General features: G+C 72.0%; 11 protein-coding genes, 1 tRNA gene, 1 other RNA gene and 1 pseudogene. 6 read left to right on the top strand and 8 right to left on the bottom strand.

Annotated elements, in window-relative coordinates:
* Positions 1 to 271: transposase family protein (locus G446_RS19500; RefSeq protein WP_245574704.1), on the top strand; the 271-nt coding region annotated here is incomplete at its 5' end.
* Positions 272 to 295: 24 nt separating this feature from the next.
* Here G446_RS19500 and G446_RS17855 read toward each other — a convergent pair.
* Both G446_RS17855 and G446_RS0112465 read right to left on the bottom strand, forming a co-directional pair.
* A pseudogene (locus G446_RS17855) lies at positions 296 to 1,117 on the bottom strand (MFS transporter); the annotation flags it as partial.
* Positions 1,118 to 1,126: 9 nt separating this feature from the next.
* Entirely contained in the window at positions 1,127 to 4,258 is a 3,132-nt protein-coding gene (locus G446_RS0112465) for a glycoside hydrolase family 2 TIM barrel-domain containing protein (RefSeq protein WP_026410388.1), read from the bottom strand.
* 271 nt (positions 4,259 to 4,529) lie between these two features.
* Between G446_RS0112465 and G446_RS0112460 the strand changes: the two genes are divergently transcribed.
* The 3 genes from G446_RS0112460 (at position 4,530) to G446_RS0112450 (ending at position 7,605) form a co-directional block, all read left to right on the top strand.
* The gene (locus G446_RS0112460) at positions 4,530 to 5,573 is read left to right on the top strand and encodes a LacI family DNA-binding transcriptional regulator (RefSeq protein ID WP_051285996.1); all 1,044 of its coding nucleotides are present in this window, start codon (positions 4,530 to 4,532) and stop codon (positions 5,571 to 5,573) included.
* Between the two features lie 87 nt (positions 5,574 to 5,660).
* Positions 5,661 to 6,551 carry a fructose bisphosphate aldolase gene (locus G446_RS0112455; RefSeq protein ID WP_026410386.1) on the top strand — a complete coding sequence of 297 codons (891 nt, stop codon included), beginning with the start codon at positions 5,661 to 5,663 and terminating at the stop codon, positions 6,549 to 6,551.
* A 187-nt stretch (positions 6,552 to 6,738) separates the two neighbouring features.
* Positions 6,739 to 7,605, top strand: coding sequence for an SMP-30/gluconolactonase/LRE family protein (locus G446_RS0112450; protein ID WP_026410385.1), 867 nt, complete (start codon positions 6,739 to 6,741; stop codon positions 7,603 to 7,605).
* A gap of 16 nt (positions 7,606 to 7,621) precedes the next feature.
* Here G446_RS0112450 and G446_RS0112445 read toward each other — a convergent pair whose 3' ends face one another.
* Positions 7,622 to 7,990: a transcriptional regulator gene (locus tag G446_RS0112445; protein WP_026410384.1), complete on the bottom strand. Its 369-nt coding sequence runs from the start codon at positions 7,988 to 7,990 to the stop codon at positions 7,622 to 7,624.
* A 95-nt stretch (positions 7,991 to 8,085) separates the two neighbouring features.
* Positions 8,086 to 8,823 (bottom strand): TetR/AcrR family transcriptional regulator, encoded by a 738-nt coding sequence (locus tag G446_RS17850; protein ID WP_084779236.1) that lies wholly within the window; start codon positions 8,821 to 8,823, stop codon positions 8,086 to 8,088.
* Positions 8,824 to 9,298: 475 nt separating this feature from the next.
* Here G446_RS17850 and G446_RS17845 point away from each other — a divergent pair, with 475 nt between their 5' ends.
* The gene (locus G446_RS17845) at positions 9,299 to 14,104 is read left to right on the top strand and encodes an acyl-CoA dehydratase activase-related protein (RefSeq protein ID WP_156916670.1); all 4,806 of its coding nucleotides are present in this window, start codon (positions 9,299 to 9,301) and stop codon (positions 14,102 to 14,104) included.
* Positions 14,105 to 14,123: 19 nt separating this feature from the next.
* Here G446_RS17845 and G446_RS0112430 read toward each other — a convergent pair whose 3' ends face one another.
* From G446_RS0112430 to ffs, 4 genes are all read right to left on the bottom strand, one after another.
* A complete protein-coding gene (locus G446_RS0112430) occupies positions 14,124 to 14,741 on the bottom strand; it encodes a septum formation family protein (RefSeq protein WP_169721292.1) in 618 nt (205 codons plus the stop codon).
* Between the two features lie 148 nt (positions 14,742 to 14,889).
* On the bottom strand, positions 14,890 to 15,516 hold the full coding sequence (locus G446_RS18900; RefSeq protein ID WP_051285994.1) for a septum formation family protein: 627 nt from the start codon (positions 15,514 to 15,516) through the stop codon (positions 14,890 to 14,892).
* A gap of 127 nt (positions 15,517 to 15,643) precedes the next feature.
* On the bottom strand, positions 15,644 to 16,150 hold the full coding sequence (locus tag G446_RS0112420) for a septum formation family protein (RefSeq protein WP_026410381.1): 507 nt from the start codon (positions 16,148 to 16,150) through the stop codon (positions 15,644 to 15,646).
* Positions 16,151 to 16,299: 149 nt separating this feature from the next.
* Positions 16,300 to 16,395: signal recognition particle sRNA small type (ffs, locus tag G446_RS19495), an RNA gene on the bottom strand.
* A 151-nt stretch (positions 16,396 to 16,546) separates the two neighbouring features.
* On the opposite strand from ffs, the gene G446_RS0112415 reads away from it, so the two are divergent.
* Positions 16,547 to 16,631: transfer RNA gene (locus G446_RS0112415), tRNA-Ser, on the top strand.
* Positions 16,632 to 16,797: the final 166 nt, after the last annotated feature.

The following is a 16,797-nucleotide window of genomic DNA, read 5'->3' as shown; positions in this document are numbered from 1 at the left end:
CCGGTCGGCCTGGTTGGGGATGCCGGTGCTGGCCGACAAGGGGTACCAGGGGGCGGGGATCGGCGTGCTGACCCCCACGAAGAACCCCTGCCCGACACCGGACGAGGAGACCCGCAACAACCTGCTGTCCGCCATGCGGGCCCCGGCCGAGAGGGCCAATGCCATGTTCAAGCACTTCAGGGCCCTGCAACGAGTCTCCCTCGACCCCGCCGCCATCACCACGATCATGGCCGCCGCCCTCGTCATCATCACCCTCTGGCGCGATTCCTGACACGAACCCTGGTGAGAAAGGCTCATTGAGGATCGCGCTGTACACCTGGGTGAGGATGAAGACGACCAGGATGATGAGGTAGTACCGGTTGCCCAGGAGCAGCCGGGCGGACTCCCGGGCGGTGGGCTTGTCTTCGCCCGCGCCCTCCTCGGCGTCGGTCTCCCGCTCGTCGGCGCCCGGGCTCTCCTCGCCGTCGGACCGGTCCTCCAGTTCGGAGGCGGGCAGCTCGCGCACGGACATGACGGACAGGGTGTTGGCCGCCAGCCCGATGAGCGCGTAGATGATCGCAATGGTGCGCCAGCCCTGCGCTCCGCCGCCGAGGAACTCGACGCCCTTGACGGTGAAGGTCTGGATGAGCAGGCTCGTGCCGAAGGCGAAGATGAAGCGGATGGAGCCCATCTGGACGCGCTCGTCGCTGTTCTTGGTGATGAGCGCCGTCAGCGTGGAGTAGGCGATGTTATTGGCGGTGTAGAAGCCCGCGTTGAGCAGGACGTAGGTGATGAAGAACCAGGCGTACTTGGCGTTGTCCCCCAGGGAGGCGGGGATCGCGAAGATGGCCACGATCATGGCGGCGCACCCGAAGAAGGCCCACAGCATCCACGGCCGGGCCCGCCCCATGCGGGTGCGCGTCTTGTCGATGACGGTGCCGAAGAAGATGTCGGACACGCCGTCGAAGATGCGCGCGAGCATCATGAGGGTGCCGATCACGCCCGCATTGAGTCCGGCCGTGTTCGTCAGATAGAACATGACGAAGGTCGACAGGAGCACGTAGACCACGTTCCCGGCGATATCGCCGGAGCCGTAGCCCACCTTGTTGTACCACTTCAGGTACTTCTTCTCGTTCATCGGGTCACCTCAGTTGTGCGCCGGGATCGGGTCGGAGGACGGGGGGTCGGGCAGGAGGACCAGGTCGAGGTCGAGCTCCTCGCCGTCGACCCGGTAGCGGGGGAGGAGCTCGGGGCCGCAGCTGGCCGAGCCGATGCCCGCCATGGCGCCGTCCAGGCACAGCACGGTGCTGCCGCACGCGGTGAGCTCGACGTCGTGGGCGCGCGCCGTGAGCTCCTCCTGGGTGTAGGCGGAGGCGTTGAAGGAGAAGGGCCGCAGTCCCACGACGCTCAGCCCCGGGGCGCCGTCGCCGGACAGGACGAGGCTGTCGCAGTCGGCGCGGCTGCCGTTCTCCTGCGGGCGCAGGTACCCCTCGTGCAGCGCCGCGACCGTGGTGCGGAACTCGCCGTGGCGGCAGGAGCGGCGCTTGTCGACGTAGCTCTCGCCCGGCCCCAGCCCGCAGTAGGCGACCCGGTCCAGGCTCTCGGGCAGGAACAGGCGCAGGCCGAAGCGCGGCAGGACGGGGAAGCCCTCGGTCCGGCGGGCGCGCAGCCGCACGCCCAGGTGCCCGGAGGCGGTCAGGGTCCACTCGGCCCGCACGGTCAGGGCGGGCTGGACGGCGGCGGCGGCCACCGACACGTCGGCGCGCACGACGACCGCGCCCGTGCGGCGGTCCACCCGCGCGGAGCGGGCCCGGGCGGCGGCGCGGTCGTATCCGGCCCTCTGCCACTGCTCGCGCACGTGCCGGTCGTTGTCCGTGGGGGCCCGCCAGATGTTGAGCTCCGCGGGGCGCTCCAGCAGCTCGCGCCCGCCCGCGCGCAGGGACCGCGGCAGGCCGGTGCGGGTGTCGATGACGACGACGGTCCCCCCGCCGCTCACAACGAGGTCGCACCCCTCCTGCTCGACCTCGACGGCGCCGGCGGGCGCCGTCGTCCAGTCCAGGTCCGCGACCGCGCGGGGGCGGGGGTCGGCGTTGTCCAGGGGGATCTCGTCGAAGCCGAGCATGTGCCCGGACTCCAGCAGCGCCGTCGCCCGCCGCAGCCGGGAGACGATCACCAGGTGGCATCGGCCCGACGGCGGCACGCCCGGCGCGCAGGGCAGCGTCGCGACGGCGTGCGGCGGGACGGGGCCCGGCAGCTCCAGGGGCCCGGAGTCGATGACGACGCCGTCGCGCACCAGCTCGTAGGACAGGGCCGCGTACTGGTCGAGGTCGGTGAAGTCGAGGAGGTTGCGGATGGTCAGCTCCCCGCGCACCTGGTCGTAGGCGACCACGCGCGCGGGGCGCTGGACGTTCCACAGCTCCCTCAGCCCCGCGTGCGGCACGCGCTCGGAGGAGACCAGCCCGTCCACGCAGAAGTTGGAGTCGTGCAGCTCCTCGCCGTGGTCGCCGCCGTACAGGTGGATCGGCCGGCCGTCGTCGGTGGTGCCGGCGCGCACCGTGTGGTCGCACCACTCCCACACGAAGCCGCCGCACATGCGGTCCTCGGTCAGGATCATCTCCCAGTAGTTCTCCAGGTCGCCGGGGCCGTTGCCCATGGCGTGGCAGTACTCGACCAGGATGAAGGGCTTGTCCGGATCGGAGTCGAGGTAGTCGCGGATCTCCTCCAGGGCCGGGTACATGCGGGAGTACAGGTCGATATTGGAGTAGTCGTAGGTGCGCTTGGAGTCGCGGTAGTAGGCGCTCTCGTAGTGGGTGACGCGGGTGGGGTCGAACTGCTTGATCCACTTCAGCGCGGCCTCGAAGGTGCAGCCGTAGCCGCACTCGTTGCCGGCCGACCAGGCGATGATGCTGGGCCGGTTGCGCTCCCGGATGACGCAGCTGCGTACCCGGTCCAGGGTGGCCTCCGTCCAGGCCGGGTTGTCCGCGATCGGCTCGTTCCAGTGCTCGACCTGGCTGGGCCAGGAGGGGTCCGCCAGCACCCGGGCCTGGGTGCCGTGGCTCTCGACGTCGGCCTCGGACATGACGACGAGGCCGTACTCGTCGCACAGCTGGTAGAAGCGCGGGTCGTTGGGGTAGTGGGAGGAGCGCACCGCGTTGATGTTGTGCCGCTTCATCAGGGCCAGGTCCCGCTCCATGTGCTCCAGGTCGACCGCCGGGCCGGTGACGGGGTCGGAGTCGTGGCGGTTGACCCCGCGCAGGGTCAGGGGCCGCCCGTTCAGGCGCAGGACGACGTCGGCGATATCGACCTCGCGCAGGCCCACACGGTCGGTGATGACCTCGTGGTCCGTCGAGATGGTCAGGGTGTAGAGGTAGGGGTCCTCGGGGTTCCACGGGCGGGGGTCGGCCACCGTCAACTCGGCCCGGTGGGTCGGCCCGACGACGTCGCCATCGCCGGCATCGTCGTCGGTGCCCTCGCCGGCGCCGACGGGCGCGAGCGAGCCGCTGGCGACCAGGCCGCCCTCGGCGTCGTGCAGGCTCAGCGCGGCGGGCGCGGGGGAGCCGAGGAAGGCGGCGCTCACGGTGACGGTGGCGGCGTCGGGGCCCAGCGCCGTCGTGACGGAGTAGTCGAACAGCGCCGACTCCGGGCGGGACAGCAGGTAGACGTCGCGGAAGATGCCGGAGGTGCGGAACTTGTCCTGGTCCTCCAGGTAGGTGCCGTCGCACCACTTGAGCACGAGGACGGCCAGGCGGTTGGTCCCCGGCTCGACGGCGCCGGTGACGTCGAACTCGCTGGTGGCGTGGGAGACCTGGCTGTAGCCGATGTAGCGGCCGTTGAGCCACACGTAGAAGCAGGAGTCCACGCCCTCGAAGACCAGGTGGGTCCGCGGCGCGTCCGGGTCCGCCGCGTGCTCGAAGTCGCGCAGGTAGACGGCGCAGGGGTTGTCCTGGGGGACGAGGGGCGGGTCCAGCGGGATGGGGTAGCGGATATTGGTGTACTGGTGGCGGTCGTAGCCCTGGTGCTGCCAGGTGCCTGGCACGGACACGCGGTCCATGCCCTCCAGGGGGGTGGCGCGCTCCCAGAAGGGCTCGGTCAGTTCGTGGATGCTCCGGTGGTAGGCGAACGCCCACCGGCCGTTGAGCAGGCGCAGGCGGTCGGAGCGCTCGCGGGCCCGGGGCCCGGGGTCGACGGCGGTGGAGGCGGGCACGTAGTAGGCGCGCGGCGGGAGTGTGTTCTCGTGGAGGACGTCGAGGTCCTCGTAGTGCCTGGGGACGATCGCCATGGGGGCTCCTGGTGTGGCGCGGGTTGTGGTGGGGCGAGGGGCCGGCCGGGATCCCCGAGCGGCGGGCGGACGACGTCGTCGTGCCCGGGACGGGGCGGAAGCGAACTCGCAATGTCGACGTTAACATACGGAGCGGATATTGGCTAGAAGGTGTTCGATCCTTGTGATCGAAGGATTATGCAATGGACTTGCACCGTGATGAAGTTCTATGCCAATGTCGTTAACATTCGGGATCCGCAAGCCCGCCCCGGGCGCTTGATAGCCTCCGTCCATGGGCGGGACGCAACGGCCGCGGCGAGGGCGATCCGGCGGGGCGCCGTCGGTCGCCGACGTCGCCCGTCTGGCCGGAGTCTCGACGCAGACGGTCTCGCGGGTCTCCGGAGGGGCCCGCAATGTGCGGGCGGATACGCGCGAGAAGGTGCTGCGCGCCATGGAGCGACTCGGCTACTCGCCCAATCGCGCCGCCCAGGCGCTGCGGCGGGGATCCTTCCGCACCATCGGGGTCGTCACCCAGCACATCGAGCGCACCGGCGAGGCCCTGACCACCGAGGGCGTGCTCGCGGCGGCCTGGAGGGCCGGATACACGGTCTCGATGATCCAGGTGGAGCGCCCGGCCTCCGAGGACATGCGCACCGCCGTGCTGCACCTGGCCCACCAGGGCGTCGACGGCCTGGTCGTGGTCCAGGCGGGCCGCGCCGACAGCCGGCACCTGGTCCTGCCCGCGGACGTGCCGGTGGCGGTGTCCGACTCCGCCCTCGTGGGCTACTACCCCTCCGCCTCGGCGGACCAGGTGCGGGGGACGCGGGCCGCCGTCGACCACCTCCTGGGCCTCGGCCACCGCGAGGTCCACCACGTCACCGGGCCGCAGGACTCCCAGTCCGCCCTCATCCGCTCGGCCACGTGGGCCGCCCGCCTCAGGGAGTCCGGCATCGAGCCGCCCGAGCCCGTGCAGGGGGACTGGACCGCGGCCAGCGGCTACGCGGCCGGGGAGCGCCTGGCGGCCGACCCGCGGGTGACGGCGGTCTTCTGCGCCAACGACGAGGCGGCGATCGGCCTCATCCGCGCCATGCACGAGCGGGGGCGGCGCGTCCCCCGGGACGTGTCGGTGGTCGGCTTCGACGGCCTGTCCCTGGGGGAGTACAGCTTCCCGCCCCTGACCACGGTGCGCCAGGACTTCCGCCGGGCGGGGGAGGAGATGGTCCGGCTGGTCCTGGAGCAGGTGGACTCCGGCGCGGCGGGCGGGGAGCGGCAGATCCTCATCCCCACCGAACTCGTGGTCCGGGGCAGCACCGCGCCCCGCCGGGAGCGCACATGAGGATCGTTCTCATGTAGACTGGTTCGGAGTTCCGGGGCCCGACCGCGGACGGTCCGCGGCGCGCCGCGAAGGCTCGAAGGAGGAACCGTGAACACCGAACAAGCCGACAAGATGCGCAACGGGAAGGGCTTCATCGCCGCCCTCGACCAGTCCGGGGGCTCGACGCCCAAGGCCCTGGCCGCCTACGGCGTCGGCCCGGAGCGCTACTCCGACGAGGCGGAGATGTTCGACCTCGTCCACGCCATGCGCACCCGCGTCATCACCTCCAGGGCCTTCACCTCCGAGCGGATCCTGGGCGCCATCCTCTTCGAGCGCACCATGGACGGGCAGATCGAGGGCCGTCCCACCGCCGAGTACCTGTGGGGGGTCAAGGGCGTCGTCCCCTTCCTCAAGGTGGACAAGGGCCTGGCCGACGAGGCCCACCGCGCCAAGATCATGAAGCCCATGCCCCAGCTCGACGCGCTGCTCGATCGCGCCGTGGCCGCCGGGATCTTCGGCACCAAGATGCGCTCGGTCATCCTGGGCGCCGACCCGCGGGGCGTGCGCGACGTCGTCGACCAGCAGTTCGAGGTGGCCGGGCGGATCCTCGCCAAGGGCCTGGTCCCCATCATCGAGCCCGAGGTGGACATCCACGCCCCTGACAAGGCCGAGGCCGAGGAGCTGCTGATCGCGGCGCTGACCGAGCGCCTCGACGCCCTGCCCGACGGCGACGACGTCATGCTCAAGGTGACCATCCCCAGCGTCGACGGCCGCTACGGCGAGCTCATGAGGCACCCGCGCGTCATGCGCGTGGTCGCCCTGTCCGGCGGTTACGAGCGCGAGGACGCCAACGCGCGCCTGGCCCGCAACCCCGGTCTCATCGCGAGCTTCTCGCGCGCCCTGCTGGAGGGCCTGAGCGACGCCCAGAGCCAGGAGGAGTTCGACGCGACGCTCGACTCCACCATCGAGGCCGTCTACCGCGCCTCCGTCGCCGGCTGAGACCGAATACTCCCCGGCCCGGCGCGCCGGGAGCAGTGGTGCAGCGCCGAATCGCCGGCCGCCGTCGGAAGCCCGACGGCGGCCGGCGCGCGCCCGGGCGGGCGGAGAAGCCGGTGCGGGCGGCCGGCGCCCCCGTCCCTGACGGATCGGTGGTGACCGCGGCGCCGTCGGGCCGTAGGGTTGCCCCATGAAGGCGCAGCGCATCACCGACACGATCTCCCACCACGGCGAGGGCCCCTGCTGGTGGCCGGCCACGGGGCGATTGCGCTTCGTGGACATGCTCGCCGGCTCCGTCATCGAGCTCGACGAGGGGGGCGGGCGCGGCTACCGCCGTCTGCCGGTGCCCTCGCCGGTCGCCTCGGTGATCCGGCCCCGCGCGGGCGGCGGCGCGATCGTCGCCACCGAGCGCGGCCTGGCGCTGGGGCGGGCGGAGGACCTGAGCGATCTGAAGGAGGTCGTGCGCCTCTACGACGACCTCTCCATGCGCACGAACGAGGGCGGCTGCGACCCCGACGGCCGCTTCTGGATCGGCACCATGTCCTACCGCAGGACCGTCGGCGCGGCGAGCGTGTACCGCTGGGACGGGCCGGGGACCAGGCCGGTGCGCGCCTGGGGCGGGGCGACCACCGCCAACGGCCTGGGCTTCAGCCCGGACGGCGCGCTCGGCTACTGGACGGACACGCCCACGCGCACGGTGACCGTCTTCGACTACGACGCGCGGGCGGGGCTGGTGAATCCGCGGCCCTTCGTCGAGATCGAGGAGTGGGCCGGCAAGCCCGACGGCCTGTGCGTCGACGCCGAGGGCGGGGTGTGGGTGGCCCTGCACCGCGGCAGCGCGGTGAGGCGCTACGACGCCCAGGGGCGGCTGAGCGAGGTCGTGGAGCTGCCGGTGAACAAGGTGACGGCCTGCACCTTCGGCGGGGAGGACCTGGACCGGCTGTACATCACGACGTCCCGGGAGAACCTGCCCGACGACGTCGAGCCGGCCTCGGGCAGCGTGTACCTGGCCGAGGTGGGCGTGAGGGGTCTGGAGCCGCTGGCGTTCGCCGGCTGAGGGCTGGTCCCGCGCGTCAGCTCCGCCGATTCCGCGTGCTGTTCCCGCCGGTCTCGGGGGGAAGTGGGGCGAGGAGGGCGACGCCGGACTCGCCGAGCTCCAGGACCCGCGCGTGGATGAAGGTGCGCCCCTGCAGCGCCGCGCGCAGCGCCCGGTGCAGGCCCGTCTCCAGGTAGAGCTCCCCCCGGTAGGACACCACGTGGGCGAACAGGTCGCCGAAGAAGGTCGAGTCGTCGTCGAGGAGGTTGCGCAGGTCCAGGGTGGAGCGCGTCGTCGTCAGCTGGTCCAGGCGGATCTGACGCGGCGCAATGGTCGACCACTCCCGTTGCCGCGTCACCCCGTGGTCGGGGTACGGGGCACTGTCGCGCACGGCCTTGAAGATCACCCGCTCATCGTATCGGTCCGGCGGCCCGCTTTCAGCGATGCGCGGGCAGAGGTCCCCGCGGGGCCGCGCGGGCGCGCGACGCACCGGCGCCGCTGTCAGCGGTGCGCGGGCAGGGGGCCGGTGAGGTAGTGCTGGATCGTCGGCCCGACGACGTCCACGAGGTGGTCGACGCTGGCGCCGGCCAGGGGCTCGAGCCTGAAGACGTAGCGGATCATGGCCAGGCCGACGAGCTGGCTGCCGGCCAGGGTGGCGCGCTCGCGGGCGCCGGGCCCGGGCACTCCGGCCTGCTCGAGGGCGGCGGCCACCGGCGTGGCGATCTCCTGGGTGGCGTAGGCCTGCACCGCCTCGGGGGCGCCGTCGTCGGTGGCGACCCAGCGCAGCAGGGCGCGGAAGACGGCCCCGTCGCGGGTGTCGTCCCAGGCGGTCATGGCCAGGCGGACCAGGCGCGGGCCCGCGCTGCGCAGGTCGCCGGCCAGCACCGTGGCGATCTCCTCGGCGGCGCGGATGCGCATGTTCATGGCGGCGCCGAACAGGTCGCCCTTGGAGCCGAAGTAGTAGGAGACCAGCGCCGGGTCCACCTCCGCGGTGCGGGCCACGCCGCGGATCGTGGTGGCCGCGAAGCCCCGGGAGAGGAAGGAGGCGCGCGCGGCGTCGAGGATCGCGTCGCGCGTGGAGGATTCGCCGCGCCCGGCGCCGCCGCGCGGTCCTCGTCGCCGCGCCGGGCGGGCGGCCGGGGGCCGGGGGCCGGGGGCGGTCGGTGCGGCCGACGCCGCTGCCGCCGTCGCGGACGCCGTGGCCGTTCCCACATCTTCCCCCTCGACTGCGCCGCGCATGCCTTGAGGCTAGGGCGCCCGCTCGCACGCGCGCCGCGGCGGCGGTCCGGCGCGCCCGCTCCGCGGCGCGAGGACGCGGGAGGCGCAGCGCCGGCGGCGGATGCCGGCGCCCGGCCGGGCGTCCGGTATTGCGAAAGACTATGGGTTCCATATTCAACACCGTGGAGTCGGCGCCGCCGCCCGGCGCCGGCCGCCCGCGCCCCTTCTCCCGGAATCGCGGGCCCGCTCGGCCCGGGCCCCGGCCCCCGGACCGGCCGGTATTTCAACGCCGTTGAGATCGGTGTCGCGCTCTCAGTAGCGTCGTGCCCGATTCCGGATCACAGCCCTGAACGGGGTCGGAAGGGGAGCCGCCATGACCATGACCAGACCGCCCTTGACGGCCGTGCCCCTGGGCATGCCCGCCTTCCCCGCCCGCGTCCGGCCCACCGGCGGCGCGCCGGCGTCCGGGGAGCCGGCCGGGGGCCCCGTCCTGCGCATGGGCCTGGACATCGGCTCCACCACCGTCAAGCTCGTCGTGCTGCCCGAGTCGTCCCCGGGCGCGCCCGTGCCCGAGCCCCTGTACTCCGAGTACCGCCGCCACCACGCGGACGTGCGCGGCGAGGTGATCCGCCTCCTGGCGGAGGCCGCGCGGCGGGTCCCCCGCGCCCGCGTCGTCGGCGCCGTCACCGGCTCGGCGGGGCTGTCCCTCGCCCAGGTCATGGCCCTGCCCTTCGTGCAGGAGGTCATCGCCGAGACCCGCACCGTCCAGGCCAAGAACCCCGAGACCGACGTCATCATCGAGCTCGGCGGCGAGGACGCCAAGATCACCTACCTCCACCCCACCCCCGAGCAGCGCATGAACGGCACCTGCGCGGGCGGCACGGGCGCCTTCATCGACCAGATGGCCCAGCTCCTGCACACCGACGCCCCCGGGCTCAACGAGCTGGCCTCGCGCTACAAGACCCTCTACCCCATCGCCTCGCGCTGCGGCGTCTTCGCCAAGTCCGACCTCCAGCCGCTGATCAACCAGGGGGCCGCCGGCGAGGACCTGGCCGCCTCCGTCCTTCAGGCCGTCGTCACCCAGACCATCGCGGGCCTGGCCTGCGGGCGCCCCATCCGCGGCCACGTCATGTTCCTGGGCGGGCCGCTGCACTTCCTGCCCGAGCTGCGGGCCGCCTTCGAGCGCAGCCTGGCCGAGCAGGTCGACGCCTTCACCTGCCCGCCCGACGCCCAGCTCTACGTCGCCGTCGGCGCCGCCCTCATGTCCGGCGGCGAGCCGACGACGCTCGCCGAGCTCGCCGAGCGCCTGCGCACCGGCGACACCAGCGCCATGCGCACCTCCCGCATGCGGCCGCTGTTCACCGACGACGACGAGCTGGAGGCCTTCCGCGCCCGCCACGCCCGCGCCACCGTGCCCCGCACGGGCTGGCCCGCCCCGCCGGAGGACCCCGACGCCGTCGTCGACTGCTTCCTGGGGATCGACGCCGGATCCACCACCATCAAGGCCGTGGTCCTCGACCCCGAGGACCGCATCGTGTGGGAGCACTACGCCGGCAACGAGGGCGACCCCGTCACCGCCGCCGTCGAGATCCTGCGCCGCGTCCACGTCGAGATGCCCGAGCACGTGCGCATCGTGCGCTCCTGCGTCACCGGCTACGGCGAGAGCCTGGTCAAGGCGGCGCTGCGCATCGACGAGGGCGTCGTGGAGACCATGGCGCACTACCGGGCCGCCGCCCACCTCAACCCCGGCGTCACCAGCGTCATCGACATCGGCGGGCAGGACATGAAGTACCTGCGCATCCGGGGCGGGGCCATCGACTCCATCTCCGTCAACGAGGCCTGCTCGGCCGGCTGCGGCTCCTTCCTGCAGACCTTCGCCCAGTCCATGGGCCGCTCCGTGCAGGACTTCGCCGCCTCGGCCCTGGACGCCGCCCACCCCGTGGACCTGGGCAGCCGCTGCACCGTGTTCATGAACTCCTCGGTCAAGCAGGCCCAGAAGGAGGCTGCCACCCCCGGGGAGATCAGCGCGGGCCTGTCCTACTCCGTGGTCCGCAACGCCCTGTACAAGGTCATCAAGCTGCGCGACGCCTCCCAGCTGGGCGAGCGCATCAGCGTCCAGGGCGGCACCTTCCTCAACGACGCCGTCCTGCGCGCCTTCGAGCTGCTGACCGGGCGGGAGGTCGTGCGCCCCGACATCGCCGGCCTCATGGGCTGCTTCGGGGCGGCGCTGACCGCCCACCAGAACTACGACGGCGTCCCCGGCGCCCTCATGACCCTGGCCGAGCTCTCCCGCTTCAGCCTGACCACCGAGACCGCGGTGTGCAAGCTGTGCCAGAACCACTGCAAGCTCACCATCACGACCTTCAACGACGGCCAGCGCCACGTGTCGGGCAACCGGTGCGAGCGCGGCGCCACCCAGGAGCGGCGCGCCAAGAAGTCGGACATGCCCAACCTCTACGACTACAAGTACCGGCGCACCTTCGCCTACCGGCGCCTGCGCCAGGGGCAGGACACGCGCGGCGAGATCGGCATCCCCCGGGTGCTGGGCATGTACGAGAACTACCCGCTGTGGTTCACGATCCTCACCCAGCTGGGCTTCCGGGTCATCATCTCGGGGCGCTCCAACCACGAGCTGTTCGAGTCGGGCATGGACTCCATCCCCAGCGAGAACGTCTGCTACCCCGCCAAGCTCTCCCATGGTCACGTCCAATTCCTCATCAACAAGGGCATCAAGACGATCTGGTTCCCCTGCGTCTTCTACGAGCGCCGCCTCGTGGCCGGGGCGGACGACCACTTCAACTGCCCCATCGTGGCCACCTACCCCGAGGTCATCCGCACCAATGTCGAGGCCGTCCGCGACGGCGGGGACGGCGAGGACGGCGAGGACGGCGAGGACGGCGGCGTGCGCCTGCTGTCCCCCTTCCTCAACCTCGCCGACCCCGCCAAGCTGGCCGAGCGGCTCGTCGAGGTCCTGGCCGACTGGGACGTGACCCTGCCCGAGGCGCGGCGGGCCGTGGCCGCGGGCTTCGCCGAGGACGCCGCCTTCAAGGCCGACGTGCGCGCCGAGGGCCGGCGCACCCTGGAGTGGATGCGCGAGCACGGGCGCAGGGGCATCGTGCTGGCCGGGCGGCCCTACCACATCGACCCCGAGATCAACCACGGCGTGCCCGACGTCATCAACACCCTGGGCATGGCGGTCCTGTCCGAGGACTCGATCCTGCCCGAGCCCGCCCCCGGCGAGACGGCCGACGACGACGCCGCCCTGAGCCGCGCCGTGGCCGGCGGCGCCCTGAGCCGCGCGGTGTCCGCCCTGCGCCGCGGGCTGGGCCGCCAGAAGGAGGACCCGCAGGCCCCGGCCGACTGGTCTGACGTGCGCGCCGAGGACCTGCCCAGCCCCGAGACATCCGTGGCCGCCGCCGGCGTCGCCCCCGATCTGCGGGTGCGCGACCAGTGGGCCTACCACTCGCGCCTCTACCAGGCCGCCGAACTCGTCACCAGGGATCCGGACCTGGAGCTCGTCCAGCTCACCTCCTTCGGCTGCGGCGTCGACGCCGTGACCGCCGACCAGGTCCAGGAGATCCTCGAGAGCGCCGACCGGGTCTACACCGCCCTCAAGATCGACGAGGTCTCCAACCTCGGGGCCGCCACCATCCGCCTGCGCTCCCTGGCCGCCGCCGCGCAGGCCCGGCGCCGCCGGCGCGAGGCCGTCCAGGCCGCCGGGACCACCGACGGCGCCGAAGCGGTCGAGGCCGCCGGGACCGCGGGGGCCGTCGAGACCGCCGAGGTCGATACGACATCGGCCGTCGGAGCGGCGCCGGCCAAGACCGCCGGGACCGCCGGTACTGCTGCGGCGTCGTCCGAGACCGCCAAGACCGCCGGGGCCGCCAAGGCCGCCGGGGCCGAGGCGGCGCCCGAGCCGCGAACGGCGCCGCAGCCGCCCGCGCCGTCGACGCGCGCCCTGCCCGCCGCCACCACCCCGCTCTTCACCGAGGAGATGCGAGCCACCCACACGATCCTCATGCCGCAGATGAGCCCGGTCCACTTCCGGCCCCTCGAACCGCTCATGCGGCGCCTGGGCTACAAGGTCGAGCTGCTGGAGTCGGCCAGCAGGGCGGACCTGGAGGTGGGCCTGCGCTACGTCAACAACGACGCCTGCTTCCCCGCCATCATGGTCATCGGCCAGCTCATCGGCGCCTTCGAGGACGGCTCCCACGACCCCGACCGCTGCGTCGTGGCCATCTCCCAGACCGGCGGCATGTGCCGCGCCACCAACTACGCGGCCATGCTCCGCAAGGGCCTGCGCGAGGCCGGCTACCCGCAGGTGCCGGTCCTGGCCATCTCGCTGCAGGGGCTGGAGGACAACCCCGGCTTCCGCTTCACCCCGACCCTCGGACTCAAGATGATCCAGGGCATCGTCATCGGCGACACCCTCAACACCTGCCTGCTGCGCGTGCGCCCCTACGAGACGCGCCCGGGCGCCGCCAACCGCCTGGCGCAGCGGTGGAGCGCGATCATCGGCGAGTACTTCGAGCACAAGGGGCGCAGCGCCACCTGGGGCGGGCGGATCGGCTACCGGCGCCTGCTGCGCGAGATGGTGCGCGAGTTCGACGCCCTGCCCAGGCGCGACATCCCCCGCAAGCCGCGCGTGGGCGTCGTCGGGGAGATCCTGGTCAAATTCCAGCCCGACGCCAACAACCACGTCGTCGACCAGATCGAGGCCGAGGGCTGCGAGGCCGTCGTCCCCGGCCTGCTCGGCTTCTTCCTCAACGGCCCGGCCACCGCCCAGTGGGAGGCCGACACCTACGGCATCGGGAAGGACACCCTGGCCAAGAAGAAGGCCGCCGTGTGGTTCCTGGAGCAGATGCAGGCCCCGGCCCGGGCCGCGCTCGCGGCCTGCGGGGGCACCTTCGACGTCGAGTCCTCCATCGCCGTCATGATGCAGAAGGCCTCGAAGATCCTCAGCCTGGGCAACCAGGCGGGCGAGGGGTGGCTGCTCGCGGCCGAGATGGTCGAGCTCATCGAGCACGGCGCCCCGAACATCGTGTGCTGCCAGCCCTTCGGGTGCCTGCCCAACCACGTGGTGGGCAAGGGCATGTTCCGCGAGATCCGGCGCCTCTACCCGCAGGCCAATATCGTCGGCATCGACTACGACCCGGGCGCCAGCGAGGTCAACCAGCTCAACCGGCTCAAGCTCATGATCTCCACGGCCTTCATGACTCAGCGGGCCGACGGCGACGCGCAGAGCGCCGTCGGCCGCCCGCCCGAGCCCATCGCCCGGGGGGCCGCGCCGGCGCGCCTGTGAGGGGCGGGGCGGTCGGCGGTCACCTGGCCGCGCCCTTGAGCGAGCCGGTGATCAGGGAGCCGTCCGAGGTGGTGATCGTGCAGGTGATGGTGCGGTCGCCCTGGGCCCAGGAGCCGCTGGTCGGGTACAGATAGCTCGCCTTGTACTGGCTCTGGTTGTAGGAGATGCCCACGTACTCCTGGAAGGTGGAGGAGCAGGCCGTCGTGGCCTCCGAGCTCATGGTGTCCTCGTCGGGGAGGGTCGACAGGGTGATCTCGTAGTTGTTGTAGACCTCGTACTGGTGGGGGATGTTGCAGTCGACGACCTCGACATCGCCGATCTGGCTGCCCGTGGTGTCCTTGTTGTAGCAGTCGCCGACCTGGAGGTCGGTGGAGTGGACGGCCCGGCCTCCGGAGGGGGTCGCGGTGGGCGTCGACTCGGTGGGCCTCCCGGTCGGCCTGGAGGTGGTGGGCCTCTCAGTGGGCCTGCGGGTGGTGGGCCTTTCGGTCGGCCTGGAGGTGGGGTCGGTGGACGCGGTGGTCTCCCCGGCGGATTTGGTGGGTTCCGAGATCGGAATCTGGCCGCTGCTGCCGCAGGCCGACAGGCCCAGCGCGAGCACAAGGGCGACCGGCAGGGCGAGAGCGTGAACTGATCGCATGGGCCAACCATGACAGAGGATCCCGCCGCGTGCCATGGGGTGGGCTCCGCCCCGTCTGCGCCCGGAGCGCCGACGGCGCGGCGCCCCGAGCGGGGTGCCGCGCCGTTGATGCGTGCGCCGGTGTCGTCGTCCGTTCGCGGTCGGGCGGTTACTTGGCCGCGCCCTTGAGGGAGCCGGTGAGCTGGGAGCCGTCCTTGGACATGAGGAAGCAGGTGATGGCGTGGTCGCCCTGGGCCCAGGAGTTCTCGGTCGGGGTCAGAGTGGTCGCGTCGTACTGGCTCTGGTCGTAGGGGATGCCCACGTAGGTCTCGAAGGTGTCGTGGCAGGCCGTGTACTGCTCCGACTTCATGGTGTTCTCGTCCGGGAAGGTCGACTGGGGGATCTGGTAGTTGCTGTAGACCTCGTACAGGTGGGGGGCGGAGCAGTCGACGACCTCGACATCGCCGACCTGGGTCGAGGAGTCGTTGTTGTTGAAGCTGAAGCAGTCGCCGACCTGGAGCTCCGTGGAGTGGATGGTGCGTCCCTTGGTGGAGGCGGTCGCGGTGGGCTTGGGGCCGGTGGTGGGCTTCTCGGAAGGCTTCTCGGAGGGCCTCTCGGAGACCCTCACGGAGGGCTTCTCGGTCGGCTTCTGGCTGGAGTCGTCGTGGGCGCTGGTGGTCGTCTCATCCGAGCCGGTGGATTCCGAGACCGGGACCTCGTTGCTGTTGCAGGCCGACAGGCCGAGTGCGAGAAGGAGGGCGACTGGCAGGGCGATGGCGTGAACTGTCTTTCGCATGGGGCCAACCATGACAGACGATTCAATCGGCTGCCATGGGCCGCTGTCCCCATGGCCGTAATACGGCGTGTCCCACACCGTCGGCGCGTGCGCCGGCGTCGTCACAGGACGGTTCACCGGCCGGTGATCACTTGGCCGCGCCCTTGAGGGAGCCGGTGATCCGGGAGCCGTCCCCGGACTTGATCGTGCAGATGATGGTGCGGTCGCCCTGGGCCCAGGACCCGGAGGTGGGGTTGAAGGAGTTGATTCTGTACGTTGAATTGTCGTAGGAGATGCCGACGTAGGTCGCGAAGCTGTCGTAACAGGCGTTGCGGACCTCCCGGCCCATCGCCTCCCCCTCGGGGAAGTCGGAGCCCGGGATGTCGTGGTTGTTGTAGGCCTCGTACTGGTGGGGGGCGGAGCAGTCGACGACCTCCACACTGTCGACGTCGCTGTCCGTGGCGCTCTCGTCGTTGAAGCAGTCGCCGACTCGGAGGCCGGCGACGGGGGTGGCCCTCCCGCCCTCGGCGGGCGCGGTGGCCCCCTCGTCGGGACCAGTGGGATCCGAGATCGGAACGTCGGGGTTGCAGGCCGACAGGCCGAGCGCGAACAGGAGGGCGGCGGGCAGGACGAGGGCGCTGAGGGTCTTTCTCATGGGTCAAGACTGGTGGAGAGCCGCGTCGCGTGCGATGGGCCGGCATCCCCATGAGGCTGCGGCGCGGGGCCCGCCCGGTGCTCGGTCCCGGAGCGCCGCCCCGCCGTCGGCCCTGCTCCGATCCGATGCTCCGCCGGGCGGAGGACTCGGGGCAGGACCCCTCGTGCACCCGCCAGAGCCCGCTTACCCTTGCTACCTTCCGGTCCTGGGGGGGTTCACAGGATGACGCCGCACGAGGGGCCGCGCCCGAGTGTACCCGACTCCGTCCCGGCTCCGCTCCGGCTGATGGGGTGACCGATGCCACCGCGGGCGACTGGCCCCGGCGCGCGGCCGTCCGATATATTCCGTATCCGTCGCACGCGGCCGGCGCTTCGCCGCTGACCGTGCGGGACACCCGGAGGATTCGCCTAGTGGCCTATGGCGCACGCTTGGAAAGCGTGTTGGGTGCAAGCCCTCGGGGGTTCGAATCCCCCATCCTCCGCCGTCGTCGGGCGGGCCCGTGGAAGCGTCCGCCGGGGACTCGTCGGTTGGGTCTGCTACGCCCCTTCCCCTCTGCTACGCTCCTCCGCCCTCCGCTACGCCCCTTTTTCTCGTACAGTGAGCCTTTCTCACCAGGAAAGCCCCCGGACTGGCGGGGATCGGCGCGG

Source organism: Actinomyces dentalis DSM 19115 (assembly GCF_000429225.1).
GTDB classification, from domain to species: Bacteria; Actinomycetota; Actinomycetes; order Actinomycetales; family Actinomycetaceae; genus Actinomyces; species Actinomyces dentalis.
Note: the sequence above shows the minus strand (reverse complement) of the source record. Positions and strands in the feature narration are given on the sequence as shown.